The organism is Vibrio sp. 2130-1 (assembly GCF_033339515.1).
The window spans coordinates 21,263-47,779 of the sequence record NZ_JAWOUT010000013.1; the positions used below are offsets into that span (position 1 = coordinate 21,263).

Annotated in this window: 24 protein-coding genes; 12 read left to right on the forward strand and 12 right to left on the reverse strand. The window is 46.7% G+C overall.

Annotated features, from left to right (window positions below; genetic code table 11):
* Window positions 1-150 precede the first annotated feature (150 nt).
* From R7Q09_RS18095 to R7Q09_RS18130, 8 genes are all read left to right on the forward strand, one after another.
* Window positions 151-951: an ABC transporter ATP-binding protein gene (locus tag R7Q09_RS18095; RefSeq protein WP_005373297.1), complete on the forward strand. Its 801-nt coding sequence runs from the start codon at window positions 151-153 to the stop codon at window positions 949-951.
* Window positions 951-2,903: a long-chain fatty acid--CoA ligase gene (locus tag R7Q09_RS18100; RefSeq protein WP_005382741.1), complete on the forward strand. Its 1,953-nt coding sequence runs from the start codon at window positions 951-953 to the stop codon at window positions 2,901-2,903. The genes R7Q09_RS18095 and R7Q09_RS18100 overlap by 1 nt, the downstream gene beginning before the upstream one ends.
* Entirely contained in the window at window positions 2,903-3,796 is an 894-nt protein-coding gene (locus R7Q09_RS18105) for a branched-chain amino acid ABC transporter permease (RefSeq protein ID WP_005373295.1), read from the forward strand. Before R7Q09_RS18100 ends, R7Q09_RS18105 begins: the two co-directional genes overlap by 1 nt.
* Window positions 3,797-3,807: 11 nt before the next feature.
* Window positions 3,808-4,875: a branched-chain amino acid ABC transporter permease gene (locus R7Q09_RS18110; protein ID WP_005382737.1), complete on the forward strand. Its 1,068-nt coding sequence runs from the start codon at window positions 3,808-3,810 to the stop codon at window positions 4,873-4,875.
* A gap of 45 nt (window positions 4,876-4,920) precedes the next feature.
* Window positions 4,921-6,165, forward strand: a complete 1,245-nt coding sequence (locus R7Q09_RS18115) for an ABC transporter substrate-binding protein (protein WP_033906430.1) — start codon at window positions 4,921-4,923, stop codon at window positions 6,163-6,165.
* A gap of 80 nt (window positions 6,166-6,245) precedes the next feature.
* On the forward strand, window positions 6,246-7,067 hold the full coding sequence (locus tag R7Q09_RS18120; protein WP_005373283.1) for an ABC transporter ATP-binding protein: 822 nt from the start codon (window positions 6,246-6,248) through the stop codon (window positions 7,065-7,067).
* A gap of 9 nt (window positions 7,068-7,076) precedes the next feature.
* Window positions 7,077-8,279 carry a phenylacetate--CoA ligase family protein gene (locus R7Q09_RS18125; protein ID WP_033906431.1) on the forward strand — a complete coding sequence of 401 codons (1,203 nt, stop codon included), beginning with the start codon at window positions 7,077-7,079 and terminating at the stop codon, window positions 8,277-8,279.
* A gap of 136 nt (window positions 8,280-8,415) precedes the next feature.
* Entirely contained in the window at window positions 8,416-9,012 is a 597-nt protein-coding gene (locus R7Q09_RS18130; protein ID WP_318071071.1) for a methyltransferase domain-containing protein, read from the forward strand.
* A gap of 288 nt (window positions 9,013-9,300) precedes the next feature.
* On the opposite strand, the gene R7Q09_RS18135 is transcribed toward R7Q09_RS18130, so the two are convergent.
* The 3 genes from R7Q09_RS18135 to budA are packed head-to-tail and all read right to left on the reverse strand — an operon-like array spanning window position 9,301 to window position 12,574.
* Window positions 9,301-10,059, reverse strand: coding sequence for an SDR family NAD(P)-dependent oxidoreductase (locus R7Q09_RS18135; RefSeq protein ID WP_258663506.1), 759 nt, complete (start codon window positions 10,057-10,059; stop codon window positions 9,301-9,303).
* Window positions 10,056-11,759, reverse strand: coding sequence for an acetolactate synthase AlsS (alsS, locus tag R7Q09_RS18140; protein WP_158173444.1), 1,704 nt, complete (start codon window positions 11,757-11,759; stop codon window positions 10,056-10,058). The genes R7Q09_RS18135 and alsS overlap by 4 nt, the downstream gene beginning before the upstream one ends.
* A gap of 29 nt (window positions 11,760-11,788) precedes the next feature.
* The gene (budA, locus tag R7Q09_RS18145; RefSeq protein ID WP_053304714.1) at window positions 11,789-12,574 is read right to left on the reverse strand and encodes an acetolactate decarboxylase; all 786 of its coding nucleotides are present in this window, start codon (window positions 12,572-12,574) and stop codon (window positions 11,789-11,791) included.
* A 97-nt stretch (window positions 12,575-12,671) separates the two neighbouring features.
* Between budA and R7Q09_RS18150 the strand changes: the two genes are divergently transcribed.
* Window positions 12,672-13,553 (forward strand): LysR family transcriptional regulator, encoded by an 882-nt coding sequence (locus R7Q09_RS18150; RefSeq protein WP_054702326.1) that lies wholly within the window; start codon window positions 12,672-12,674, stop codon window positions 13,551-13,553.
* A gap of 178 nt (window positions 13,554-13,731) precedes the next feature.
* A complete protein-coding gene (locus R7Q09_RS18155; protein WP_318071072.1) occupies window positions 13,732-14,487 on the forward strand; it encodes a PhzF family phenazine biosynthesis protein in 756 nt (251 codons plus the stop codon).
* Window positions 14,488-14,557: 70 nt separating this feature from the next.
* Here the strand turns inward: R7Q09_RS18155 and R7Q09_RS18160 are convergent, their stop codons facing one another.
* From R7Q09_RS18160 to R7Q09_RS18170, 3 genes are read right to left on the reverse strand one after another with little or no spacing between them, the layout of a single operon-like run.
* Window positions 14,558-14,686 carry a DUF2474 domain-containing protein gene (locus R7Q09_RS18160; RefSeq protein WP_074190543.1) on the reverse strand — a complete coding sequence of 43 codons (129 nt, stop codon included), beginning with the start codon at window positions 14,684-14,686 and terminating at the stop codon, window positions 14,558-14,560.
* Window positions 14,687-14,706: 20 nt separating this feature from the next.
* Window positions 14,707-15,714 (reverse strand): cytochrome d ubiquinol oxidase subunit II, encoded by a 1,008-nt coding sequence (gene cydB, locus R7Q09_RS18165; protein WP_005382693.1) that lies wholly within the window; start codon window positions 15,712-15,714, stop codon window positions 14,707-14,709.
* 28 nt (window positions 15,715-15,742) lie between these two features.
* Window positions 15,743-17,107: a cytochrome ubiquinol oxidase subunit I gene (locus R7Q09_RS18170; RefSeq protein ID WP_005382691.1), complete on the reverse strand. Its 1,365-nt coding sequence runs from the start codon at window positions 17,105-17,107 to the stop codon at window positions 15,743-15,745.
* 136 nt (window positions 17,108-17,243) lie between these two features.
* Here R7Q09_RS18170 and R7Q09_RS18175 point away from each other — a divergent pair, with 136 nt between their 5' ends.
* A complete protein-coding gene (locus R7Q09_RS18175; RefSeq protein WP_081008266.1) occupies window positions 17,244-18,677 on the forward strand; it encodes a PLP-dependent aminotransferase family protein in 1,434 nt (477 codons plus the stop codon).
* Window positions 18,678-18,686: 9 nt separating this feature from the next.
* Here the strand turns inward: R7Q09_RS18175 and R7Q09_RS18180 are convergent, their stop codons facing one another.
* A complete protein-coding gene (locus R7Q09_RS18180) occupies window positions 18,687-19,235 on the reverse strand; it encodes a sugar O-acetyltransferase (RefSeq protein ID WP_025767897.1) in 549 nt (182 codons plus the stop codon).
* A 333-nt stretch (window positions 19,236-19,568) separates the two neighbouring features.
* Here R7Q09_RS18180 and R7Q09_RS18185 point away from each other — a divergent pair, with 333 nt between their 5' ends.
* Complete coding sequence (locus tag R7Q09_RS18185; RefSeq protein WP_318071073.1) at window positions 19,569-20,435, forward strand: mechanosensitive ion channel family protein; 867 nt, start codon at window positions 19,569-19,571, stop codon at window positions 20,433-20,435.
* Window positions 20,436-20,533: 98 nt separating this feature from the next.
* On the opposite strand, the gene R7Q09_RS18190 is transcribed toward R7Q09_RS18185, so the two are convergent.
* The 5 genes from R7Q09_RS18190 to R7Q09_RS18210 form a co-directional block, all read right to left on the reverse strand.
* Window positions 20,534-20,854 (reverse strand): DUF1840 domain-containing protein, encoded by a 321-nt coding sequence (locus R7Q09_RS18190; protein WP_005373256.1) that lies wholly within the window; start codon window positions 20,852-20,854, stop codon window positions 20,534-20,536.
* 173 nt (window positions 20,855-21,027) lie between these two features.
* Window positions 21,028-21,930 carry a hydroxymethylglutaryl-CoA lyase gene (locus R7Q09_RS18195; protein WP_062731026.1) on the reverse strand — a complete coding sequence of 301 codons (903 nt, stop codon included), beginning with the start codon at window positions 21,928-21,930 and terminating at the stop codon, window positions 21,028-21,030.
* Window positions 21,911-23,959 (reverse strand): acetyl/propionyl/methylcrotonyl-CoA carboxylase subunit alpha, encoded by a 2,049-nt coding sequence (locus R7Q09_RS18200; protein ID WP_053304723.1) that lies wholly within the window; start codon window positions 23,957-23,959, stop codon window positions 21,911-21,913. Before R7Q09_RS18200 ends, R7Q09_RS18195 begins: the two co-directional genes overlap by 20 nt.
* A complete protein-coding gene (locus R7Q09_RS18205; protein WP_262592124.1) occupies window positions 23,952-24,734 on the reverse strand; it encodes an enoyl-CoA hydratase/isomerase family protein in 783 nt (260 codons plus the stop codon). Before R7Q09_RS18205 ends, R7Q09_RS18200 begins: the two co-directional genes overlap by 8 nt.
* Before the next feature lie 104 nt (window positions 24,735-24,838).
* Window positions 24,839-26,446, reverse strand: coding sequence for a carboxyl transferase domain-containing protein (locus R7Q09_RS18210; protein ID WP_262592125.1), 1,608 nt, complete (start codon window positions 26,444-26,446; stop codon window positions 24,839-24,841).
* Window positions 26,447-26,517: the final 71 nt, after the last annotated feature.

Sequence of the window (26,517 nt, forward strand, 5' to 3'; positions counted from 1 at the left end):
TCAGGCACTATTCTGATTTTAAATTGACGTTTACGTAAACTGAATACAAAGTTGATGCATAGGTGTAAAAGCGGTTACCAGTATCAAAGTTAGGTTTGATCAAATAGTGCTCAATGGAACGCACTTAAAATAACGAAAGGGAGATCAACTATGGTATCGGAATCGCCTCTGTTGCAGGTAAACGATATTTCATTGGCTTTTGGTGGGGTGAAAGCTTTGACTGACGTGAGCTTCCATGTGAATGAAAAGGAAATCTTTTCAATCATTGGTCCAAACGGTGCAGGTAAAACCTCAATGCTCAATTGCATCTCTGGTCGATACACACCAAACAAAGGCTCTGTAATCTTCGCTGGAGATGATGTAACTAAACGGACACCTAGTCAACGAGCTGAGCTAGGGTTGGGAAGAACCTTCCAAAACTTAGCGCTCTTTTCTCATATGTCGGTACTGGACAACATCATGGTTGGCCGACACCACCTACTGAAAAATAACTTCGTCACGGGGCCACTCTATTGGTTCTCCAATGCGCAGAAAGAGGAGATGGCGCACCGCAAATATGTGGAAGACGTGATCGATTTTCTAGAAATCCAGCACATCCGAAAAGCGACTGCAGGCACGCTATCTTACGGCTTACGTAAGCGTGTAGAGCTTGCTCGTGCCATTGCCTTAAAACCTAAGTTATTGCTGCTTGATGAACCAATGGCAGGAATGAACTTGGAAGAAAAGGAAGACATGGCACGTTACATCATGGATCTGAATGAAGAATTAGATATCACGATCATCATGATTGAGCACGACATGGGCGTGGTCATGGACATCTCTAATCGCGTTTTGGTTTTGGACTTCGGGAAACACATTGCTACAGGTGAGCCTGAAGAAGTGATGGCCAACCCACATGTGAAACAAGCGTACTTAGGCGAAGAGCTACCGACATTAGAGGAGAGTGCATAATGGCACAGCAACATAATGATTGGGCAGATATAACCCGCTTAGATACCTTTCCAAAAGTGTTGCAACACAATGCCAAGAACTGGCCCGAACAAGTCGCAATGCGTGAAAAGGAGTTTGGTATTTGGCGAGAGTTCACTTGGAAAGATTATGAAAACCGCGTCAAGTGGATGGCACTGGCACTACAAGATTTAGGTATTGGCGAACAAGATGTCGTTGGTTTGCTAGGTGATAACCGCCCGGAATGGGTATGGGGCGAGTTGGCCGCACATGCGATCAAAGGTTTCTCGCTGGGCATCTATCAAGATTCCATGCACGAAGAAGTGGCGTACCTCATCAACTATGCCAAAGCAAAAGTCGTGATTGCCGAAGATGAAGAGCAATGCGACAAGCTGCTTGAGCTTGGTGATGAAATTCCTAGCGTTGAATACATTATTTACTGCGATCCTCGTGGAATGCGTAAATACGATGATCCAAGATTGATTGATGTTGAACAGGTCTACAAAAAAGGTCAGCTGATTGATAAAGCGGACCCAGACAAATATCTCAATATGGTTGTTGAAACCAAAGGCAGCGATCTTTCAATTCTTTGTACAACGTCGGGTACGACTTCTAAACCAAAATTGGCTCAGCTACACAGTGGCACGTTCTTGGATCACTGTGCGGCTTACTTGCGTGCAGACCCTCGTTCCCCAGGCGACAACTACGTTTCTGTTCTGCCTTTGCCTTGGATTATGGAGCAGGTTTACGTGGTTGGTCAGGCGTTGATTTCTCGTCAAATCGTTAACTTTGTGGAAGAACAAGAAACCATGATGTCCGACTTGCGTGAAATCGGTCCAAACTTTGTGCTGTTAGCGCCACGTGTGTGGGAAAACATTGTGGCAGACGTGTCTGCACGAATGATGGATTCGACACCGTTTAAGCAAAAGATGTACAAACTGGGCATGAGCTTAGCCAACAAAGCGTTAGAGCAGGGCAAACGTTCTAAACTCGCCGAATGGATTCTTTTGCGTGCTTTGCGAGACCGTTTAGGCTTTTCGAACCTAACATCTGCTGCAACGGGCGGGGCGGCGATGGGGCCTGACACTTTCCGTTACCTACAAGCTATTGGTGTGCCACTTAAGCAGCTTTATGGTCAAACCGAAATGTGTGGTGCGTACACCGTCCACCAAGCCGATGACGTGGACTATGATTCGGTCGGCGTTGCGTTTGATAATGCAGAAGTGAAAGTCATCAACCCAGACAGCAATGGCGTTGGTGAAATCATCGCGAAAAGTACAGGCATGTTTACTGGCTACTTAAACAACCAAGCAGCATATGATGAAGATGTTCAAGATGGTTGGATGCACACAGGCGATGCGGGTTATTTTAAAGATTCCGGTCACTTGGTGGTGATTGATCGTCTGAAAGATATGTCGGAAACCAGCCACGGCGACCGCTACTCTCCGCAGTTCATTGAAAACAAACTCAAGTTCTCGCCGTTTATTGCAGAAGCCGTGGTGGTAGGTAAAGGTCGACCTTGGCTGTCTGCCATCATCTGTATTCGCTATGCGATCGTCGCGAAGTGGGCAGAGCAACGCGGCTTGGCATTTACCAACTACACCAACTTATCTGCTCAACCAGAAGTGTACCAAGCGATTCGTGAAGAAGTTCAAAAAGTGAACGAGTCCCTACCGGATGCACAGAAGATCAGCAAATTCATTCTACTTTACAAAGAGCTGGATGCCGACGATGGCGAGCTAACTCGCACACGTAAAGTACGCCGTGGTGTGGTTGCAGAGAAATACGGAGACATCATCGAAACCATCTACAGCGACGATCCAAAAGTCGATGTCGATACAGTGATCACTTATCAAGATGGCACTAAAACACGCATTCAAACGTCGCTAGTTATTGAAACGCTTATTGAGCATGAGCCAACACTAGTGGATAGCGAACAACGGAGGATCGCATAGTGAATACGGATTTATTACTGCAACTCGTCATTAATGGCGTGATCGTTGGCATGTTGTATGGCGTTGTCGCCATGTGCTTTGTATTGATTTACAAATCGACCCAGGTGGTCAACTTTGCTCAGGGTGAGTTCCTGTTGATTGGCGCATGGGTATGTTGGGCGGCATTGGTACACCTACAGTTACCGTTTTTTATAGGCTTTTTACTCACGCTCGCGTTCATGATGATTTTTGGTATCGCCGTGCAAACCATTGTGCTCAGACCGTTGATTGGTGAACCGATTATCTCTGTGATCATGGTGACCATTGGTCTATCGATGTTTTTCCAAGCGCTGATGAAGTGGATATTCGGTGTCTCTGCTGTGTCGTACCCGCAAGTGTTCGAAACCAACGTGGTGAATATCGGAGGTTTGAATGTTGAGTTTGCTTACATTCTGAGCTTGATCTTCTCAATGCTCATCATGGGCGCGTTCTACTGGTTCTTCAAATTCAGCAAAATGGGTCTGGCAATGCGCGCAACGGCATTCAACCAGCAAGTAGCCCAGAGTCTTGGCATTTCCATCAAGAAAGTGTTCGCCATCAGTTGGGCCATTTCGGCAATGGTATCTGCAACAGCAGGGATTGTTATCGGTATCGTTAACGGCGTATCTGACGCGCTATCCATTATTGGTATCAAAGTTTTCCCAGCCGTTATTTTAGGTGGCTTAGATTCGGTAGTCGGCGCAATTGTCGGTGGTATCACCATCGGGGTGCTAGAAAACTTGGCTGAGTTTTTTGATAGCCAATACCTGCAAGTGGGTAACTTATACAACATCGCACCATTCTATGTGCTGTTAATCATTCTTGCCTTCAAGCCATATGGCCTGTTTGGTACCAAAGATATTGAGCGTATTTAAGGAGAAATAACATGGCTCAACTTAGCATGCGCCCATGTGGGGATTTTCGAACCACATACAAAAGCGATACGCCAATTTTTGAAACCAAAACCATCAGAAGCCTTGCGATTGCAGGTGTCATCGCCATGCTGGCAGCACCGCTGGTCTTGGATATTTACTTCCTAAACCTGTTTATTCAGATTGCATACCTCGGTATCGCGGCATTGGGCTTAAACATTTTGGTTGGTTTTACCGGACAAATCTCGCTAGGTCACGGTGCGTTCTTTGGCTTTGGCGCCTTTGCATCGGCTTGGCTAAATAACCAGTTTAACATTCCAGTCGTGTTTGCGATTCCGCTTGCGGGTTACTTAACCATGATTGTGGGGATGCTGTTTGGTCTGCCAGCGGCTCGAATTAAAGGTTTATATCTAGCTATCGCAACGTTGGCGGCGCAGTTTATTCTAGAGGACTTCTTTGCTCGCGCAGATTGGTTCAGTGGCGGCTCATACGGTGCTAGCGCGAACCCAATTAATTTGTTTGGCTTTGAGTTTACGACTGACGAAAGCTTCTTCTACATCGCTCTGTTTGCGCTGATCTTCATGTATATGTGGGCATCAAACTTAATCCGTTCTCGTGACGGTCGCGCGTTTGTCTCAGTACGAGATCACTATCTGTCAGCAGAGATCATGGGCATCAACCTAACCAAGTATCGTCTGCTCTCATTTGGAGTGTGTGCATTCTATGCAGGCATCGGGGGCGCACTCTACGGACATTATCTAGGGTTTGTATCAGCAGAAGGCTTCACCATCATGATGTCTATCCAGTTTTTGGCCATGATCATCATTGGTGGCTTAGGCTCAGTCAAAGGTACGCTGATGGGGACGATATTTATCGTACTGCTGCCTGAAGTTTTAGAGTTTGGCGTAACGGGGCTTTCAGCGTTTGGTGATACGACCGCTTTCACTGATGGTCTGGCTTACTTCAAAGAAATGGCGATTGGTTTAGTCATCATGCTGTTCCTCATTTTCGAACCTCAAGGATTATCGCATCGCTGGCAACAGATTCGAGCATATTGGAAACACTATCCGTTCTCATATTAACGTGGAATTAAGTGGAATATACCTCAATAACAAGGACAACGAGTTATGAACAAAGGACATTTAGCGACAACGTTGGTGCTGTCATCTGCACTGTTTACTACCACAACTTGGGCAAAAGATTCTGTGTTTGTCGGGCAATTAGTCGACTTTTCTGGACCAACTGCCTATGTGAGCAAGCCTTATGGTTCTGGCGTGCGAGACGCATTGCGTTGGATTAACCAAAACGGTGGCATTAACGGTACCGAGCTCGAATTTGAAACAGTAGACATGGCGTACAAAGTACCAGTGGCGATTTCTAACTATAAACGTTGGGTGGCGCGTAAAGACATGGTTGCGCTGCAAGGTTGGGGTACGGCGGATACCGAAGCACTTATTTCGTTTGTCACCAAAGACAAAGTGCCGGTGTTCTCTGCTTCTTACTCTGGTCACTTAACTGACCCAACTGGCAAAAACCCAAAAACCGCGAAACCAGCGCCTTATAATTTCTTTTATGGTGCGTCGTACTCAGATGCGTGCCGTGCGCTAGTTAAGTGGGCGAAAGAAGATTGGGAATCTAAGGGCAATCAAGGTGCGCCGAAATTTACGCACATTGGCGATAACCATCCATTCCCGAATGCGCCAAAAGAAGCGTGTGCAGAGTACGCTAAAGAGCTTGGTTTTGATGTGCAAAACCCAGTCGTTGTGTCACTAAAACCAGGGGACTTCAAAGCGCAATGTTTGTCGCTGAAAGAGTCAGGCACCAACTATGGTTACATTGCTAATATCGGTAGCTCGGTTATCTCACTAGTGAAGTCTTGTAACACGGTTGGGACAGAGTTCCAGTACATGGCTAACATTTGGGGCGGCGACAAGCCAGTGCTTGAAGCAGCAGGCGATGGCCTTAAAGATTACGTTTTCCCGGGTATGACGGCGTTTTGGGGAGATGATAATGAGGGCATGAAGCTGGTTCGTGAGATTTCTAAGCAGTCTGAATCAGAGCCGGGCGAATTCAGAACTCACCATTACATTCGCGGTATTTGTTCTGCGTTCTATATGAAAGAAGCAATGGAGTGGGCGAAAGACAACGGTGGTATCACAGGTGAAAACATCAAGAAGGGCATGTATGTCCATGACAACTGGGTACCACAAGGCTTAGAAGGTGTTTGTGTCCCTGCGAACTGGAAACCGGAAGATCACCGAGGCACAACAACCGTGAACGTCTTTATGGGCAACAACGATGGCGGCGCAGTTGATATTAAGAAAGTATCTCAGGTGACATTGTCACGTCGTGACGATTGGCTAGGTTACTAATCTACGACTTATTAATAACAAAGCTTACTGAAAATAAGGATGGGTGAGAGAACACTCTCACCCTAGCAAGGAGTAGCTTGATGGCTGAATTAGCAACGAATATCGAACCGGCAGAAATACTGCTTTCAGTGAACAACATTGAAGTCGTCTACGACGAAGTAATACTAGTACTTCGCGGTGTGAGTTTAGAAGTTCCAAAAGGGCAGATTGTGACCTTACTGGGCGCCAACGGTGCGGGTAAATCCACAACGTTGAAAGCCATTTCTGGTTTATTGAAAACCGAAGATGGTGAAGTGACGCGCGGCGAAATCAACTTCATGGGCGAGCGTATAGACAACAAAAGCCCGGAAGAGATCGTCCGTTCGGGCATCTTCCAAGTTATGGAAGGGCGCCGAATTGTTGAAGATATGACGGTAATAGAAAATCTTCGCTTAGGCGCTTATACACGCACTGACAACGAAGTTGAACAAGACATCGAAATGGTGTTTGACTATTTCCCGCGACTCAAAGAGCGCACTGGCCTGGCGGGCTATTTGTCTGGCGGTGAGCAACAAATGTTAGCTATTGGCCGAGCGTTAATGGCTCGACCGAAGATGATTTTGTTGGACGAACCGTCTATGGGGCTTTCTCCACTGCTAGTTAAAGAAGTATTCAGCATTATTAACAAGATCAACAAAGAGCAAGGTATTACCATGCTTTTGGTTGAACAGAATGCCAACTTCGCTCTTCAAGCGGCCGATTACGGTTACATCATGGAATCAGGCAAAATCGTACTAGATGGCAGCAAGCACGAATTGCTAAACAATGAAGACGTAAAAGAATTCTACCTTGGCGGCGGCGATGAAGATCGCAAGAGCTTTAAGAATCTGAAATCTTACAAACGTCGTAAGCGTTGGTTGTAAGGAGCAAGGATGAACGAACTATTTGATGCGAAAGAATCGTTGTCTCTACAGGCGCGAGAAGAGTCGCTGTTTCAACGTTTGCCAGCGCTGATTGAAAATTCGAAAGCCAATAGCGAACATTACGCAGCGCATTTTTCTGAGTTAGATCCTACATTGGCAAACAATCGTGAAGGGCTTGCTCAGTTCCCGATTACACGTAAGTTCAATGTACCTAATCAGCAGCAACTTAAACCGCCGTTTGGTGGCTTAAATAGCGTTGCCATTGGTCAAATGGCACGTGTTTTTCAGTCTCCTGGGCCTTTGTATGAGGCTCAAACGGATGAGGCCGATTTCTGGCGTATGGGGCGCGCGTTTCACGCAGCTGGGTTCTGTGCGGGTGATTTAGTGCATAACACGCTCTCTTACCATTTCTCTCCTGGCGGATTTATTATGGATGGTGGCGCAAGGGCTTGTGGCTGTGCGGTATTTCCGGCTGGAGTAGGCAATACCGAAGCGCAAATAGAAGCAATTAAACAGCTTCAACCTAATGGTTACACTGGTACACCTTCGTATTTGCTGACGTTGCTACAAAAGTATCAAGAGAAATACAATGAGCTGCCTAGCTTTGAGAAAGCTCTGGTCTCTGGTGAAGCGGTTACAGCAGACATGGAACAGATGTTTGAGGAAAAAGGCATTGCAGTCTTTCAAGCCTACGCAAGTGCAGAGCTTGGTTTGATTGCTTATCAAGTGTCTGGTGAACAAGGATTAGTGATTGCCGAAGATATTATTGTTGAAATCGTTGATCCTGATGGTGTTCCTGTACAACCGGGAGAAGTCGGTGAAGTCGTTGTAACGTCGCTCGATGAGAAGTTCCCGCTGATTCGCTACGCAACGGGAGATTTATCGGCATACCTAGAGACAAGTTCTGATTCTTCACGCACGAATGCACGAATTAAGGGCTGGATGGGACGAGCAGACTCCGCGGTGAAAGTAAAAGGGCTGTTTGTTTATCCGCATCAGATCCAAGAAGTCTGTCGTCGCCACGATATTAAAGGCTCCTTGAAAATTGAGCGCGATGGCTTCAACGATGCCATTACTTTCTGTTGTCATGATGTGCATGTATCAGCAGAGGACATTCAAGCAACACTCCAGTCTGTCACTAAACTGAAAGGCAATGTCCAGTTTGTACCGAACCAAGCGGAGCAGCCGTTAATCAATGATCTTCGCAGTTAACTCATTGGTGGCATAAGTGCAGTAGAAAGTGGTTGTCATAAAAAACTAACAACGTCAGACAAAAGGCTAGAAAAGGGATACCACATTGCGCTGCGTATCCCTTTATTTTTTACTACCGCAATCAGGGAGCGGGTAAATGAAACAGGCACCAATGATTAACACACAATTCTGGGATGATTTGTTTATCCGAGGCACTATGCCTTGGGATGCCCAATCGACACCTCAAGAACTCAAGGACTATCTCGACAATTTACTTCATGTAGGCCAGTCAGTGTTTATTCCTGGGTGTGGTGCCGCTTATGAACTGAGCACTTTTATTCAATATGGGCATGACGTGATCGCGATGGATTACAGCCAAGAAGCGGTAAAAATGGCGCAATCAACGTTAGGTAACTACAAAGATAAAGTCGTATTGGGTGATGTATTTAATGCCGATTTTTCTCACTCGTTTGATGTCATTTACGAGCGGGCCTTTCTCGCAGCACTACCGAGAGATATGTGGTCAGAATACTTTTCGATGGTGGATAAATTATTGCCAAGCGGAGGTTTTCTAATTGGTTTTTTCGTCATTGATGATAATTACCTATCACGCTTTCCTCCATTTTGTTTGCGAAGTGGGGAGTTGGCATCTTTTCTAGAGCCCACGTTTGAACTTGTGAAGTCCTCAGTGGTGGCAAACAGTGTTGAGGTTTTTAAAGGCAGAGAGCAATGGATGGTGTGGCAGAAACGTTAGTCGTCACTGAGACTTCTTTAGAAAGTATTCGCGGAAACTGTCTGGTTCTTTGTGAATCGCTGATACATAAGTCTTCACTCTATGCCTGATGGAATGCTCACATAGTTTGTCGGTTTGTGTGAAACATTAATTTCTCGTTGCTGGTTTAAGTTGTTGAGATATCTCTAACAGCGGTCGAGTGGTTGAGTTTATTGCCGGCACGGGTTGTGTGCTCAGAGCGTAAAGCGACAGATCAGCATCGATCCGAAAGGTAGTAGAACGTCTCTCACTGATCTGTCTATTTCATGCTTATACTATTTTAGGTTGACCATCTGATGCGGTGGCACCGCCGTCTACAGGTAGGTTTACGCCATTAATGAAAGATGCGTCATCACTTGCCAAGAAAGTCACGACAGACGCAATTTCTTCAGGTTCGGCTGCTCGGCCAAGCGCAATGCGCTCATTGAATTTATCGCGGATGTCCTGCGGCCAGCCGTTTGTCATGTTGGTTTTTACTAAACTTGGGCATACGGCGTTAATTCTTACCCCATCCGCACCATGGTCCAATGCCATCGCTCGGGTAAGGTTCACCACTGCACCTTTACTCGCGCAATAGAATGCGGCACCCCAGTCACCACCCAAACCGGAAACGGACGCGGTATTTACCATACAACCTTTCGTTTTTAAGAGTTCAGGCAAAGCAAACTTCGCGCAATAAACAACACCATCAATGTTTACACCAGAGATCTTCTTCCAGTCTTTCACACTACCTTCAATCACGGAACCAGGGACATGTACGCCAGCATTGTTTACTAAAATATCCAGTTTACCGAAACGGGTAACAACATCAGAAATCAGTGCTGCGACTTTTTCTGGGTCAGAAACATCAATAGAATGCGCAGACACATGCTGTTTATCAAAGCCCTCAACGGCGTTTGCCAATTGCTCTTCATTCCAATCGGCAAGAGCGACGTTTGCGCCTTCTTCATACAAACGTTTTGCGATGGCCAAACCAATACCATTGGCAGAACCAGTGACGAGTGCGACTTTATTTTTTAATCCTCTCATGCGATTTCTCCTTCGAAACTTACAAAAACGGGATCTTGATTTTTCTCTGTGCGCGGCAACATCAGTTTGTCGTTGTCGCTGTAATCTACGGGGATAGCCACCACTGCTGGTCCTTCAACGTCCATGGCTTTATTCAATGTCGGTAGCAATTCGTGTTGACTAGTCACTGCGAAGCCTTTCGCGCCAAATGATTCGGCGTAGGCCTTGAAATCAATTGGTCCAAATTTCACACCAGAGCAGCGCTGATATTTGTTGATCTCTTGCATTTCTACCATGTTGTAGGCGTTATCAACCCACACAATATGGACGATATTGCAGTTCAGTCTAACCGCGGTTTCTAACTCCATGCTCGATTGCATAAAACCGCCGTCTCCCGATATCGATACCACTTTGCTACCAGGTTTTAGTAGGCTGGCACCAATGGCCCATGGTAGTGCAACGCCCATTGTTTGTTGGCCGTTAGACACCAGCATTTGGCGAGCTCGAAAACAACTTAAGTAACGAGCGATCCAGATGTGGAAGCTCCCCATATCAAGACATAGCGTGGTATCTGGTGTGATGATAGATTGCATGGCTTTAATCAGTGCCAGTGGATGAAATCCTTGCTTGTGATAGACATTGGGATAGGTTTTGATCACTTGCCGTTGCAGTGCTACCTCTTCCAGTACTGAAAGTGCCGTTGGGGAAAGGCGGGCATATTCAGAGATATAGCTGCCCATCTTGTCTAATGACTGCGCAATGTTTCCGACGATTTCAACACAAGGCTGATAATTAAGTTGGTATTCTGCCGGTTCAATATCGAGGTGAATCACTGGGTTGCGGTGGCTGTTCCAAAGCTCAGGGTCATACTCTATTGGGCTAAAGCCGATGGTGAGAATTAAATCGGCGTCCCGCAGTAAAACATCGCCAGGTTGGTTATTAAACAAACCGACACGCCCAGCAAAGTGATGATAGTAATTGATGTCTACCGTGCCGGCGGCCTGGTAAGTGCCGACAACGGGTAGCTGCGTATTTTGAAGAAACCGAGCGATAGCAGCAGCGTTTTGACTGCGGCTCGCGTGAAGGCCAAGTAAAACCACACAGCGCTTTGCTTTACTGATTCGACTGACCGCTTCTTCGATTGCTGCGATGTCTGCGCAACCAGGCTGTGTGTAAGGCGAGGGGACAATAATGTCCGTTTGGGTTTGCTCGGATAAAACATCTTGGGGGAGACTCAAAAAGCAAGCCCCAGGACGACCTGACTCTGCGATACGAAATGCGTTCGCCATGATCTCGCTTGCGGCGTCCACATGCTGCACTTCAGCACTGAACTTAGTTATAGAGCGAAAAATACTGACGGTATCCATGCTCTGGTGTGTTTGTTTTTGCTGGTCAGTTCGTTTCACCGCACCACCGATAGCAATCAGCGGATCGCCTTCGGAGTTTGCTGTTGCCACCCCCGTAACTAGATTTCCACAGCCAGGGCCTGACGTAACCATTGTGACGCCTGCTTTGCCGGTTAGTCTTCCCATAACGCCCGCCATAAACGCGCCGTTAGCCTCGTGACGTACCGGAATCATTTGGATGTTAGTGTCTTCAATCGCATCGAACAGTCGATCTATTTTTGCACCAGGAATACCGAAAATGTACTTAATGCCGAGAGACTCTAGCTGTTGAGCGATCAACTGAGCTCCATTTTTATTTGAAGGTTTGGATTGCATTTGTTGTCCTTATTATTTGCCTGACTTTGTTACTTTTCCGCCTTTTCTATGGCGGTATTTATATCTTCCGGAGCCAAATTGGCGTTGAGGAAGTCTGTCGATACTGGGGTATCAATCACTAGCCGCGAGACTTTGCCAATCTGGAGGAACCCTGACGAAATGCTGTAATCCTGAATATGACCACCTCCTTGGCGGTCATCGGTAATAAAGTGTTCGTGATAGCCGGGCACATTGATGCCAGTCGTATATTTAGGACTGCGAAAGCCGGCGACCACTCCTTGCTTATGCGTGAAGCGGAACGTTGGTTGTTCTTTGACCACTTCAAGCATTGGCCGATAAGGGCGTGTTTGTTTAGGTACGGTGCGAGTACGAACTGAATCGAAAACGCCATCAATGCGCACTGCGCAAAATAGGTTATCGCTTGGAACCAGGTCGTCTATGAGGCTATGGACTTCATGACGTGACATGCGCGATGTTAGTGGCAGCTCGATATCAGGCTTAAAAAAAGTCATGACAGCAAAGGGCGTTTTTTGCGCCAGGTCTGCCGGGTTTGCGGAGCCATCCGACTTGAGTTGAAAAACTTCCTTATCAAACGCAATCAACTCACCATCCAATTCATTGAACGTACCTAAACCAAAATCCCCATGTTTTAGCAGTTCTTCTATGGTTGTTGAGCCTTCGTAAACACCAGCGATCAAAGCACTCATTAACGAAGTCTGATAAATCTCACCATCTCCGGTAACGTGATGGTATTCAGAAAATTCTTTCGCTACTTCAAGCGAACAAGCACATAGAGGGTTATAAAATCCACGCATGAGTAAGACCAGTTATGCAATGAAGAGTATATTTAGATTGACTTCTACACGGTGCTAAATCCAATATAAAAAAGATTTATTTTGATATGGAAAATATATGGAATTTCGCTACCTGAAGTATTTTGTCGCGGTCGCCGAGACTCGTCACTTTACCCGAGCAGCTGAACAGTTAGGGATTGCGCAACCTCCTTTGAGTCAACAAATCAAAAAGCTAGAGCACGAGCTTGGCGTGGACTTATTTAAGCGCTTGTCTAGAGGAGTAGAACTGACCCATGCAGGGCAAGTCTTTTATACGGATGCGGTAAATATTCTTGCTGATGTGGAACGCGCAAAAGCAAAAGCCCGACAGATTGCCCGTGGTGAAAATACGCAGGTTAAAATTGGGTTCGCGACGTCAACATCAACCTGCATTAAGGTATTGGAGAGGATTGGGCGTATTCAAGAGAATGGGGTTCATTTACAGACGGCGGAACTATCAATGCCAGAGCTTGCCACTCAGTTAAAAAGCAAACAACTTGATCTCGCAATCATGCGGCTACCCTGTTACGCCAGTGAGCCTTTTGAGCACAAGGTGTTGTTTAACGACCCGTTTGTCGCGGTGATTCCGGCGGGCCACGAACTGGCAAAATATCCCTGTATCCAGATGAAACAGTTGAGAGGCCATAAAATTGTACTGTTTCCACGAGAGACTGGACCTGCATTGTTTGATGGTATGAGCACACTTTTTGCCGACGCAGGAGTAAGGCTCGAACCACAATTCGCAGCACCGCAACTTCGTACGACGATCGCCATGGCGCAGGCTGGGTTAGGCATTGCTATCGTTCCGCGTTCACTGGCTGAACATCTCGATGACTCTGCGACAGTCGCCGAGATTGATGATATCCCCCTAACCAGTCGTGTTGTCGTTGCTTGGGAGGCGTCTAATCTCAATAAACAAGCGTTAAAAGTAGCCATGCACATCGGTCATGTAGAGGCTTAAAGCTTTGTCATATAACCTGTCGATTGTACCCAACGAACAAAACTTACTGAAGATTGCGACTCTGTTGTCGTATATATTACCTACATCAAGTTGACTTGATAGCTGAACTCTCGTTTTTATCGAGATGATAATGACGAGGAACTTGATTTAATGCATGGTTAAACAGTAAGGATGATGGATGATTAAAGCGCAAACATTTGATGTATTTTGTGATGAGTTGGCTCAAGGTAACCCTTGTGGCGTTGTCGAACTAAATCACTGGCTGAGTGATTCTGAGTTACTTCAAATCACTCATCAGGTCGCTCAACCTGTCACATCATTTATGGTTCAGTCTGGCAGTGACTACCACATTCGCTGGTTTAGCCTAGAAGGAGAGATCAACCTATGTGGACACGGAAGTTTGGGCGCAGGCGCTGCAATCATTTCCAACTATCATCAGAATGAGATCATTCTAAAAAGCCAGTATGGCCATATTACCGTTACTGGACTGGATGGAATGTACAGGATCGTGATGCCAAGTTGGCAAGCCAAGCCTCATGCCATCCCCTTGGGTATTTCAGGCTTTTCCAATGACCCCGTAGATGCTTTTACAACGCGTGATTTGGTTGTTGTTCTCGAATCCGAAGATGATGTTGTTCGCTATCAACCTAACTTTGATGAGCTGATTAAAATTGATGAGTTTCATGCGGTCATCGTGACGGCTCAAAGCTCTGATAGTGGCTATGTGCTGCGTTACTTTGCACCTAAAATCGGTATTTCAGAAGATCTTGCCACAGGCTCGGCTCAGTGCTCATTAGCGCCTTATTGGTTTGAAAAGCTGGGCAAAGAAAAATTGACGGCTCGTCAGCTATCTCGTGCTGGTGGTTATTTTGAAGTGGCTCGTGGTTCAGAATCTACGATCGTATTGTCTGCACACGTGAAAAGTCGGACTTGAATGTAAACGCCTCTAGCTCCTAACGCAAGAGCTAGAGGTCCCCATTTTTTATTGACTTAAAAGTGCCGAGCTAAGATTTTAACCCTGCAGCGGTCATCATGACGCGAAATAACATAGACACTAACCCTAATGCAGCGACGCTAACGACCCATATTCCAATCATCCAAGCCCATTGGCGGCACCAATTTTTGATTTTCATACTCACTCCTTATCAACTCGTTAATGGTACGCTTCGCCTTCTTTTACTTTTCCGGAGAAGACGTAGTAACTCCAAAAGGTGTAAGCCAGAATGATCGGGATGATGATCACTGCTCCAACGAGCATAAAGCGCTGACTGCTTGCAGGAGCCGCTGCTTCCCATATTGATATGCTAGGAGGAATGATATTTGGCCAGATACTGATGCCAAGCCCTGCGAACCCGAGAATCACGATCACTAGCGCCATCACGAAAGGGCTGCGCTCTTTACGCTTTTTAACGGAGTCAGCAATCTTCAAACATACCAGTCCAGTAATGACTGGTACGGGCAGTAAGTAGAACAAATTCGGCAGAGAAAACCATCTTTCCGCAATGGTAGGGTAAGCAAGTGGAGTCCAAGCGCTCACAATGACTAATGCGGAGATCATCGCCAGTAGTGTTTTGTTAGTGAAGCGGTGCATCGTGTTTTGCAGTTCACCTTCCGTCTTCATGATGAGCCATGTGCTACCAAGCAGCGCGTACGTTGCGACTAAACCCAAACCACAAAAGATGGGAAAAGGGCTGAGCCAGTCGAGTTGGCTACCTACGAAGACGCGGTTTTCCACCGCAAAGCCTTGAATTACCGCGCCAACAACGATGCCTTGGAAAAACGTGGTTAAAATCGAGCCGACCATAAAAGAGCGATCCCAGAACTTTAAGTGGTTTTCCAATGCTTTAAAGCGAAACTCAAACGCTACGCCACGAAAGATCAAAGCAATCAACATCAACGTTAAAGGGATGGTTAGCGCTTCAATAATCACCGCGTAAGCCATCGGAAAAGCGCCAAATAGAGATGCGCCTCCAAGCACAATCCAAGTTTCGTTGCCATCCCAAACTGGCGCGACACTGTTGACCATGACGTCTTTTTGTTTTTCATCCTTGATGAAGGGCATCAGTATTCCAATACCCAAATCGAAGCCATCCATGATGATGTACATCAAAGTGGCAAAAACGATGATCGCGAACCAAATCACGGATAAATCAAAATGCATATTTTCTACCTTCACTTTGTGACAAATTCTAAATGCGACCTGAAACGGTCGTCATGTCGTGCTCATCGTGTTCGATTGCATCGGGGCCTTTCTTGATTTGGTGGATCATGTAGTAATAACCAAAACCAAATACCAAGCTGTATACAACAAGGAAACACAGCAGGCTGATGCTCATTTGTAGGTCTCCGTGTGCAGAAACCGCATCACGCGTTTTTTGTACGCCATAAACGACCCAAGGTTGCCGACCAACCTCTGTCGTAAACCAGCCAGCGAGTATTGCGATAAGACCAGATGGCCCCATAAACAATGAAAACTTGAGGAACCAACGCGAGGTATAAAGCGTGTTCTTTTTTCGTAACCATATGCTGTAGAAGCTCTGTAAAATCATCAGAAGTCCTAGCCCGACCATGATTCGAAATGACCAAAAGACGATAGGTGAGTTCGGTCGTTCCTCTTTCGGGAAGTCTTTCAGCGCCGGGATTGGCTCAGTTAAACTGTGGCGTAGGATCAAACTTCCTAGAACAGGAATTTCTAAGGCATAGTCTGTGCGTTCTTGTTCCATGTTTGGCATGCCGAACAATATCAATGGGGTTGGTTTGCCATCACTGTTATCCCAATGTCCTTCGATGGCAGCGATTTTGGCGGGCTGGTGTTCCAGAGTGTTTAGCCCGTGCACATCGCCAATCACGGCTTGGAGTGGCGCAAGGAACACTAAGATCCCGAGCGACATCGAAAACATGGTTTTTACCGCAGTCGATTGATTGCCTCTCAATAAATGCCAAGCGGCTGACGCGCCTACAAAGAGTGCCGAACTGACGAAAGCCGCGACGCTCATGTGCGCCAAACGATAAGGAAATGAAGGATTGAAAACGATAGCAAACCAGTCGGTTGGCACCACACGTCCGTCGACAATTTCATAGCCTTGTGGCGTTTGCATCCAACTGTTGGAGGCGAGAATCCAGAACGTCGAAATGATCGTTCCTAACGCCACCATCGAGGTTGCAAAAAAGTGCAGCTTTTCGCCGACGCGACGCCACCCAAACAGCATTACGCCAAGAAATCCGGCTTCGAGAAAGAAAGCCGTTAACACTTCATAAGTCAGTAATGGGCCTGTGATAGAACCAGCGAAGTCGGAGAAACCACTCCAGTTGGTGCCGAATTGATAGGCCATGACAAGACCAGATACAACACCCATTCCAAAGTTAACCGCAAAAATTTTCGACCAGAAGTGATAGAGCTTTTGGTAATCGGGATTACGTGTTTTTAGCCATAAGCCTTCCAGCACGGCGAGATAGGTGGCCAAACCTATGGTGATAGCGGGGAAAATAATATGAAAGGATACCGTAAAGGCGAACTGTATCCGTGCAAGCATAAATGCGTCGAGGCCAAACATTAAACTTCCTTTGATCTTTTAAGTTTTATGAGAGAGCTATTTTAAAAGGAGCGGAATGAGGGAAGTAGGTACAGACAGTGACTATAAACCTATAACAGATTAAATATTGAAGTGTTATTATTTTGAATTCGGCTTTATGGAAGGGGATTTGCGTTTGGCGAAGTATCAAGAGTTAGTGGAACAGCTTAAAAGGCAGATAAAATCGGGGATATGGCATCCGGGTGACAAGCTGCCTTCGCTGCGTCGCCAATCTGAACACTCGGGTTTGAGCTTGATGACGGTGTTGCACGCGTATCAAATTCTGGAATCTCAAGGCTGGGTCACGTCACAGCCGCGATCTGGTTATCGAGTCGCGCCCAATATTAAGAGCTCAAATGAACCCCAAGCGCCAGCCGCGGTTTCGTGGACTGAGCAGGTAGACATCAATGAGTTTATCTTTGATGTTCTGCAGGCGAGTAAAAATCCATCCATGATCAATTTTGGCTTTGCCTATCCAGACCCAAGTTTGTACCCACGATATCACGTGAATCGGGCGATGAGCGCAGCCGCTCGCAATATGCCGATTTCCACCACCTTTGATAACTTACCGCCGGGAAACGAGCAATTACGCACCATCATCGCGAAGCGTTATGCTGCGAAAGGCATTGAAATTTCACCCGATGAAATTGTCATTACGGCAGGCGCGCTGGAGGCGTTAACGCTCAGTTTGCAAGCCTGCACAAGACCGGGAGATTGGGTGGTTGTGGAGTCGCCTGCATTTTATGGTGCATTGCAATCCTTAGAGCGGTTAGGTTTGAAAGCGCTCTCAGTAAGAACAGACCCAGTCACGGGCATTGACCTAGACTCATTGGAACGAGCGCTGCAAACACACGATGTGAAAGCATGTTGGCTGATGTCGAACTTCCAAAATCCTCTGGGTTTTACGCTCACCAACGAGAAAAAACAAAAGCTGATTGAGCTGACACAGCGATATAACGTGCCAGTGATTGAAGATGATGTGTACAGCGAACTGCATGCCGAGAATGACTCGGTTTACCCACTAAGAATGTTTGATGACACGGGCAATACCATGTTGTGCTCCTCGTTTTCAAAATCGTTAATCGCAGGGCTACGTATTGGTTGGGTTGCGGCGGGAAAGCGGGCGCTAGAGGTACAAAAGTTACAGTTAATGAGTACATTAGCGACGAGTGCACCAGTGCAAATGACATTGGTACACTATTTAACAAGCCGCAATTATGAATCTCATTTGAAGCAGTTACGGAAAAAGCTGTTTGAACGTAAAAGTAAGATGACGGTTCTGCTTAGTGAGCTGTTACCTGAAGCAGTCAAAGTGTTAAGCCAAAGCGGTGGGTACTTTATTTGGTTAGAGCTTCCCAAGCATATTGATGCCTTGCAGATATATCGAGAAGCGCTAAAAGGTAATATCAGCATCGCACCGGGAAAGATGTTCAGCCTGACAGAACAATACGATCACTGTATTCGTCTTAACGCTTCTTTTGAGCTCAATGACAAATATGTTCATGCTCTCAATCTGCTCGCTAATATTATTCGCGAGCATTTGGCGAAATAGCGACTTTCTTCAGTTTTTTGGTTTAATGGAGCGCGCCGGATTTCCAACAACTCGATCGCCCGGCGCAACGTCTTTGGTTACGACAGAGCCAGCGCCGACGACGGCCTCATCGCCAATGGTCACGCCCGGCAGTATGATTGCGCCCCCACCAATCCAAACGTTATTGCCAATTGTTACCGGTTTGGCGATCTCATCTCCGGCTAAGCGTCTTTGTGTATCGAGTGAATGAGCGGCTGTGTAAATTTGCACTCTAGGCCCAATCATGACGTTCGCGCCAACCTCAACCTGCCCATTGTCCAGAATAATGGCATCCCAGTTGATGTAGGTGTTTTCTCCGATGGACAAGTGACAACCGTAGGTAAGTTGTAGCGGTGGCTCTATACAGGCGCTGTTTTTTAATTGGACGCCCATTTCCGCCAATAGTTGTCTACGGATATCTGGGTTTGGCTCGTGGTTAAATTGGAAGACAAGCTGCGCAGTTTTGGCGCGCATTAGCTTTAGTTCTTCATCCAGACAATTATAGGTTTCTCCAGAGCGCATCCGAGTCAGTTCTGACATAACAATCATTCCATCAATGTTATTTGCAATAAGGTGCATAATAGGTGAGAGTGATTCGAAGTGAAAATTTGATGCTTAAAAATCAGAAAGTTATCACTGATTTGCCTTGCGTATCCAGTTGGTTGATTGGCTCGTTTAGTTCACAAAGGCGTATTCCCTAAATGGCTTAATCGGTTGAAGCCAAAGTGGGAAACCACTCGAAGCGTTTTACGTAGATTACAATATAGTTAATAAGAAGAACTTAATTGAGCCGCTGCGCTATCGATTGATCCAAAAATTTATGACTTATGCGCTCTGGCTTGCTGGCAACGATGAATCAAGAGTGAGCACTTTATGTTCGAACGGGTCATTTCATTTTTAGAAACAACACTGTTTACCTTTAACGAACAACCTATCACGTTGTGGGCGATATTGATGGTGCCGACATGGGTGATTGTCGCTTTATGGTTGTCCAAAATTTTAATCAAAACCGTTACGTCAAGAATGTCCTCATCGGGGAAAGAGCCAAACGTGATTCATTTGGTTAAACGGATATTATTTGTCATCGCTCTAGCCATTATTTTTATGACCACACTTTCGATGATCAATGTGCCAATCACCGCGTTCGCCTTTCTGTCTGGTGCCATCGCTATCGGCTTCGGTTTTGGTGCGCAAAACATCATTAACAACTTCATAAGTGGCTGGATTTTGATTGGTGAAAAGCCAATCCGAATTGGGGACTTTTTAGAGGTTGAGGGCGCCAAAGGCACTGTCGAGCAAATAAATACACGCTCAACGAGAATCAGGCGAACCGATGGTGTTCATATGCTCATACCCAACAGTCAGTTGATTGAGAACGTGGTGATCAACTGGACGTTATGCGACAGATTAGTTCGTGGCTCTGTCGTCGTCGGTGTCGCGTATGGGAGCGATGTCAAACAGGTTGCTGCCTTAATGGCGGAAGTGACTTCGCAGCAAGCGCAAGTTCTGAGTTCGCCAGCGCCAGATGTGTTTTTTCAAGACTTTGGTGACAATGCTTTGATCTTCGAATCTTATTTTTGGATTAACTCAACGGTTGAGGGCGGTATTCGCTCGGTCGCAAGTGCCATGCGTTTTGAAATCTACGAAGCTTTCGAAAAGCACGGCATTGAAATCGCGTTTCCACAACGAGATGTGCACATTGATGGGGAAATCAAGTTGTCTAGGGAGAGAAACGGATAGGGCGATAAGCGGTATTGGTGTTCTTATCTTGGTGTCGAGTAACCATAGCGAGGCGGTCACAACACGGATTCACCTCGCTAGAAACAAGTTTGAAGGCGTTATTGGTTGTCCCACATGACTTCGCATTCTTCTTTGATTGCTGATTTTAGCAACTCAATCAGTGGAAACGCTCTGCGTCCTAGGCTTACCGCGGGCTCTGCTTGTTCTTCCTCTTCGTCTACATCAGTAGGGAGGTTTTCTTCAGCTGCATTTTTCGCAGATAGAGCAGAAGTTAATCTTGATAGCGCGTCAGGAACATCTTGAGCGGAAATTGATCCCGGCACCGTGCCGCTGTGACCCATCATTTTGAGCATATCTAATGCAATATCACCAAACATTGTGACGTTTGAGTGGCTTCGACAACGAAATGTTATGAGCATTTACCTGATCCTGTTTTATATGTTCGGTTTGAAACTAAATTGTAGCTGAAATCAGATACTAATTAATGTGATGAAGACCGTTGAGCGTTAAGGTTTTTATGAGTAACAACAAAAAACGGGCACGTACGTCTGCATGCCCGTTGAAATACATTACCTGATTGGTTGTTGATGATTTACAAGCTATACGGATCGCCCAGAGCTAATGCGACCCTAGAAGCAGGAGACTTTCCTAACGCACGGCAAATTTGCCAACCCGCTTCATTGATGACGCCAAGGTCAACGCCTGTTTCAATCCCAAGTTGCTCACACAGATAAAGTACATCTTCCGTTGCAACATTGCCACTGGCTCCTTTCGCGTAAGGGCAGCCGCCGAGCCCCGCTACTGCGCTATCAATGGTGTTGATGCCCATTAACAAGGCTTGGTAGATATTGGCTAATGCTTGTCCATAAGTGTCATGAAAATGTACTGCGAGCGCGTCTTTTGGCAGTAGCGTTAACAACGAATCCAGCATGGCGATAACGCGATTAGGCGTTGCTTTACCGACAGTATCACCGAGCGAAATCTCATAACATCCCATATCAAACAACGTATTGGCGACCTTGGTAGTTTGCTCTGGCTTGATTACTCCCTCATATGGACACACCATGGTACAAGACAAGTACCCGCGTACAGGAATGTTGTGCTGGTTCGCCAATTCGATAACGGGTTCAAATCGAGCGAGACTTTCGGTAATGCTGCAGTTGATGTTCTTCTGGCTGAACGTTTCTGAAGCGGAGCCAAACACCGCAATTCGCTTTACACCGCTTTCCAGCGCACGTTCTAACCCTGCGAGATTTGGTGTGAGCGCGCTATAAACCACTTCAGGCTTTTTTGAGATACCAGCAAACACCTGATCGGAATCGGCCATTTGAGGCACCCACCTTGGAGAGACGAAAGATCCCGCCTCAATATGCTTTAAGCCACTGCTGCTTAGTTGGTTAATCAAACGGATTTTATCAACCAGCGTCACTGCCGTTTCATTTTGCAGACCATCACGAGCGCCGACTTCGACGATATTAACCTTCGCTGGTAGCATATTCGCGCTCCTTATCTTCACTGACGTTATCCGATATCAAAGACAAATTCAGCAGTATGGAACCGTGCTGTACTTGGTCCCCGTGCTGATAAAACAATTCGTCGACTGTTGCTGCGACCGGAGCCGTGATGGTGTATTCCATTTTCATTGCTTCGAGTACCAAAAGCGGTTCGCCCGCCGCCACTTCGTCACCTTTAGCCACCATAACTGCTGAAATTATGCCGTTGAGTGGTGCGGTTGGACTTAGTTCATCATCTACATCTTTTGCAGAGCCAAAGTTAGGTTGATGAGCGAACGTGCGCTGCTGACCAAGATAAAATAGTGTTGTTCTTTGTTCATCGCTAAGTGCATTAAAGGTGTAACGCACATTATCAATATCGACGATAAACTGGTTGTCACTTTCAAGCAGGATGACCTGATGCAGCTCCTCACCACATCGGACAGTGAAGTGAGATCCTGTATCTTGCGATGATTGTTGCAAACGTGCCTGATGGTTGGCTTTGGCATCCGTGAAGTTAAATCGGTAAACGTTGTCAACTGACAGTCTAAAACCTCGTTTGGTTGGCGCGGGTAACGTTGAGCTGTCTGATTTTGAAATGAGATCATTCCAACGAGCAACCGCCGCCAATGTAAGCCAGATTGAATCCGACACGTCTTGCTGCTCATTTATGCCTTGTTGGTGTGTTACGAGGAAACCTGTATCGAGCTCAATCTCGGCAAAGGTTGGCTGCGAAATAATGCTGTGCAGATAACCAATGTTTGTCGTTACTCCACGTACGTGATATTGAGTTAACGCCTGCTTAAGCTGCTTTAGCGCGATATCACGAGTTTGCCCCCAGACGATCAGTTTGCTGATCATTGGATCGTAATATTCGCTGATGCTATCGCCTTGAGTAACACCGCTATCAACACGCACACAAGCTAGTCGAACATTGTTGTCCGAGATGGGTTCTTGTAAATAATCAATGCATCCAGTCGACGGCATAAAGTCATTGTCTGTATCTTCTGCGTAAATTCGCAGCTCAATTGAATGACCGTTGTGGGTGATTTCAGATTGCGAAATAGGTAAATGCTCGCCAGCTGCGACTTTGAATTGCCACTCCACCAAATCAACGCCGGTGATCAATTCAGTGACAGGGTGTTCTACTTGCAGACGGGTATTCATCTCCATGAAGTAGAATTGACCTCGGCTATCGAGTAAGAACTCCACCGTGCCAGCGCCAACATAGTCGATCGCTTGAGCGGCCTGAACCGCAGCTTCACCCATTTGTTTACGCAGTTCATCACTAAGACCGGGAGCTGGTGCTTCTTCGACTACTTTTTGGTGACGGCGTTGAATGGAGCAATCGCGATCAGAAAGATAGACACAGTTGCCATATTGGTCAGCAAATACCTGAACTTCAACGTGGCGAGGCTGCAATATACATTTTTCGATTAGAAGCTGCTTATCGCCAAAGCTTGAAAGTGCTTCACGCTGCGCACCGTCGATGGCCAGAGGCATTTCGGCTGCGCTATTGACCACTCGCATGCCTTTACCGCCACCCCCTTGGGTTGCTTTAAGCATCACTGGGTAACCGATTTTTTCAGCTTCCGCTAATAAATGCTCTACGCTGTTGTCTGTGCCGTGATAGCCCGGAACCAATGGTACGTTCGCCTCTGACATGATGGCTTTGGCTTGCGACTTCGAACCCATTGCTTCAATTGCGCTGGTGGAAGGGCCAATAAAAACAATGCCATTTTCGCTGCACGCTTTCGCCAGTTTCGGGTTCTCGGAAAGAAAACCATACCCAGGGTGGATAGCATCGGCTTGCCATTTTTTCGCAGCGCCGATAATCGCATCGATATCGAGATACGATTCACTCGCCGGAGCGGGGCCAATGAATTCAGCGAAATCCGCTTGTTTAACATGTAAGCTGCTGCGATCCGCTTCGGAATAGACGGCAACCGTCTCTATAGCCATGCTTTTTGCGGTTTTAATGATTCGGCAGGCAATTTCACCGCGGTTTGCGATCAGTATTCTTTTAAACATGATTCCTCCAATTGGCGGTGCGCTTTTCAAAAAATGCAGCTAGTCCTTCTTGTCCTTCACTGGACACGCGAGCGGTTGCAATAGCTTGGCTGGTGTATTCAATTAATGAGTGATCGATAGGTTGATTGTCACAACGTAAGCAGAGTGCTTTTGCTGCCTGCATGGCTTGTGGACTGTTGTTAAGCAGGTGATCAATGGTGCGATTGACGGCTTCACGTGGTTGAGAGTCTATCTGATGAAGAATACTCATCGATAGTGCGGTTTCGGCATCAATCGGTTCCGCGGTTAAAAAGTAGCGTCGGCTTTGTCGTTGTCCAATCGCTCGGATTACGTAAGGTCCGATGGTAGCGGGTAATAAACCGAGCTTTACTTCACTCAAACAGAAGCGGCTTTCAGGTGTACCAATAGCGATATCGCAGCAGCAGATAAGCCCAAGTGCGCCGCCAAATGCAGCGCCGTGCACCATAGCAATGGTTGGTTTGCTAAAGGTATCCAGCGTATGCAAAAGTTTTGCTAGTTGCTGTGCATCTTGCAGGTTTTCACTCTCGGTTTTGGTGGCCATTGACTGCATCCAGCCCAGATCTGCTCCCGCAGAAAAGTGTTTTCCCTGTGCAGTTAACACCAGTGCACGGAGAGAATCGTCCTTTTCGAGCTGTTCTAGTGTCTCAATTAGTGAGGCAATCAATGCGTCATTAAACGCGTTGTGTTTTTCTGGCCGATTCAGGCTCAACCAGGCAACGCCATTGCTGTCTTTTTCAAGCAGTAGTCCGGTCATGTGACTTCCTTTGTCTGACATTTCAGTCTGTATTTCAATGCTCGCTAACCATTACTTGTTAAACATCGGTATTCGCGAGGAGTTAAGGTTTGCCTTGCATCCGACTACATACGGAAGATGCCAAATTTGCTGTCTGGTATCGGCGCATTAAGCGCAGCAGACAGAGCAATGCCGACAACATCACGGGTTTTCGCAGGGTCAATAATGCCGTCGTCCCACAGGCGTGCACTGGCGTAGTATGCATGGCTTTGAGTCTGATATTGCTCCGCAATTGGACGTTTGAACGCTTCTTCTTCCTCCGCGCTCCAGCTTTCACCTTTGCGAGTTTTGATATCGCGGGTCACTTGCGCCATCACGCCTGCCGCTTGCTCTCCACCCATTACGGAAATACGTGCGTTTGGCCACATCCACATCATGGTTGGATCATAAGCGCGGCCACACATGCCGTAGTTTCCTGCGCCATACGATCCACCAATAACCACGGTAAACTTCGGCACGTCTGCACACGCAACAGCAGTTACCATTTTCGCACCATGTTTGGCGATGCCTTCGGCTTCGTACTTCTGACCGACCATAAAGCCCGTGATGTTCTGTAAGAAGAGCAGAGGAATTTTGCGTTGTGCGCACAGCTCAATAAAATGCGCGCCTTTTTGTGCTGATTCCGAAAATAGAATGCCGTTGTTAGCGACAATGCCAATCGGCATACCGTGAATATGGGCAAAGCCACAGATCAAGGTTTCGCCGAACAAGGCTTTAAATTCATCGAACTGGGAATCATCAACAATTCGGGCAATGACCTCTTTAACGTCAAACGGCTTTTTGAGATCGGTTCCGACGATGCCGTACAGCTCTTGGGCAGGAAAACGTGGTTCCTGTGGTGCTTTTTGCTTGAGTTGAGCGGGTTTCAAGTGGTTAATTTGAGAAACGGCTTGTCTTGCTAGCTCTAATGCATGGTGGTCGTTTTCTGCGCAATAGTCCGCCACACCAGAGATACGGCAGTGAACGTCTGCGCCACCAAGATCTTCCGCGCTGACTTCTTCACCTGTCGCTGCTTTTACAAGAGGTGGACCTGCCAAAAAAATCGTGCCTTGTTCTTTGACTATGATGGATACGTCGCACATGGCAGGAACATAAGCGCCGCCAGCGGTACATAGCCCCATGACCACCGCAATTTGTGGAATGCCTTTGGCCGACATACGGGCTTGGTTGTAGAAAATACGGCCAAAATGGTCTTTATCTGGGAAGACTTCATCTTGGCGGGGGAGGTTAGCACCGCCAGAGTCGACTAAGTAAACACACGGCAGTTGGCATTTTTCTGCAATTTCTTGTGCTCTTAAGTGCTTTTTCACGGTGAGTGGGTAGTAACTGCCGCCTTTTACCGTCACGTCGTTCGCGACGATCATGCACTCAGTGCCGTCAATCACACCCACACCGGCAACCACTCCAGCACATGGAACGTAATCTGGATACACATCCCAGCCAGCAAACTGACCGATTTCTAGAAAGGATGAACCAGGGTCGAGTAGGGCAAGAATGCGCTCGCGTACCGGAAGTTTGCCTTTCTTCTGCTGATGCTCGCGGGCTTTCTCACCGCCACCACCTTCTATTTGGGCAGTCACGGTATAGAGTTGATCCACGAGCGACGCCATAGAGCGGTAGTTTTCCTGATACTGCTCTGAATGGGTATTAATATTGGTCGTCAAACAAGCCATAAATAGCCGATCTCCATTCGGTAGACGGGTGACACCACCCGCCTTTATCTATGTTGAATAAGATTTAGGTT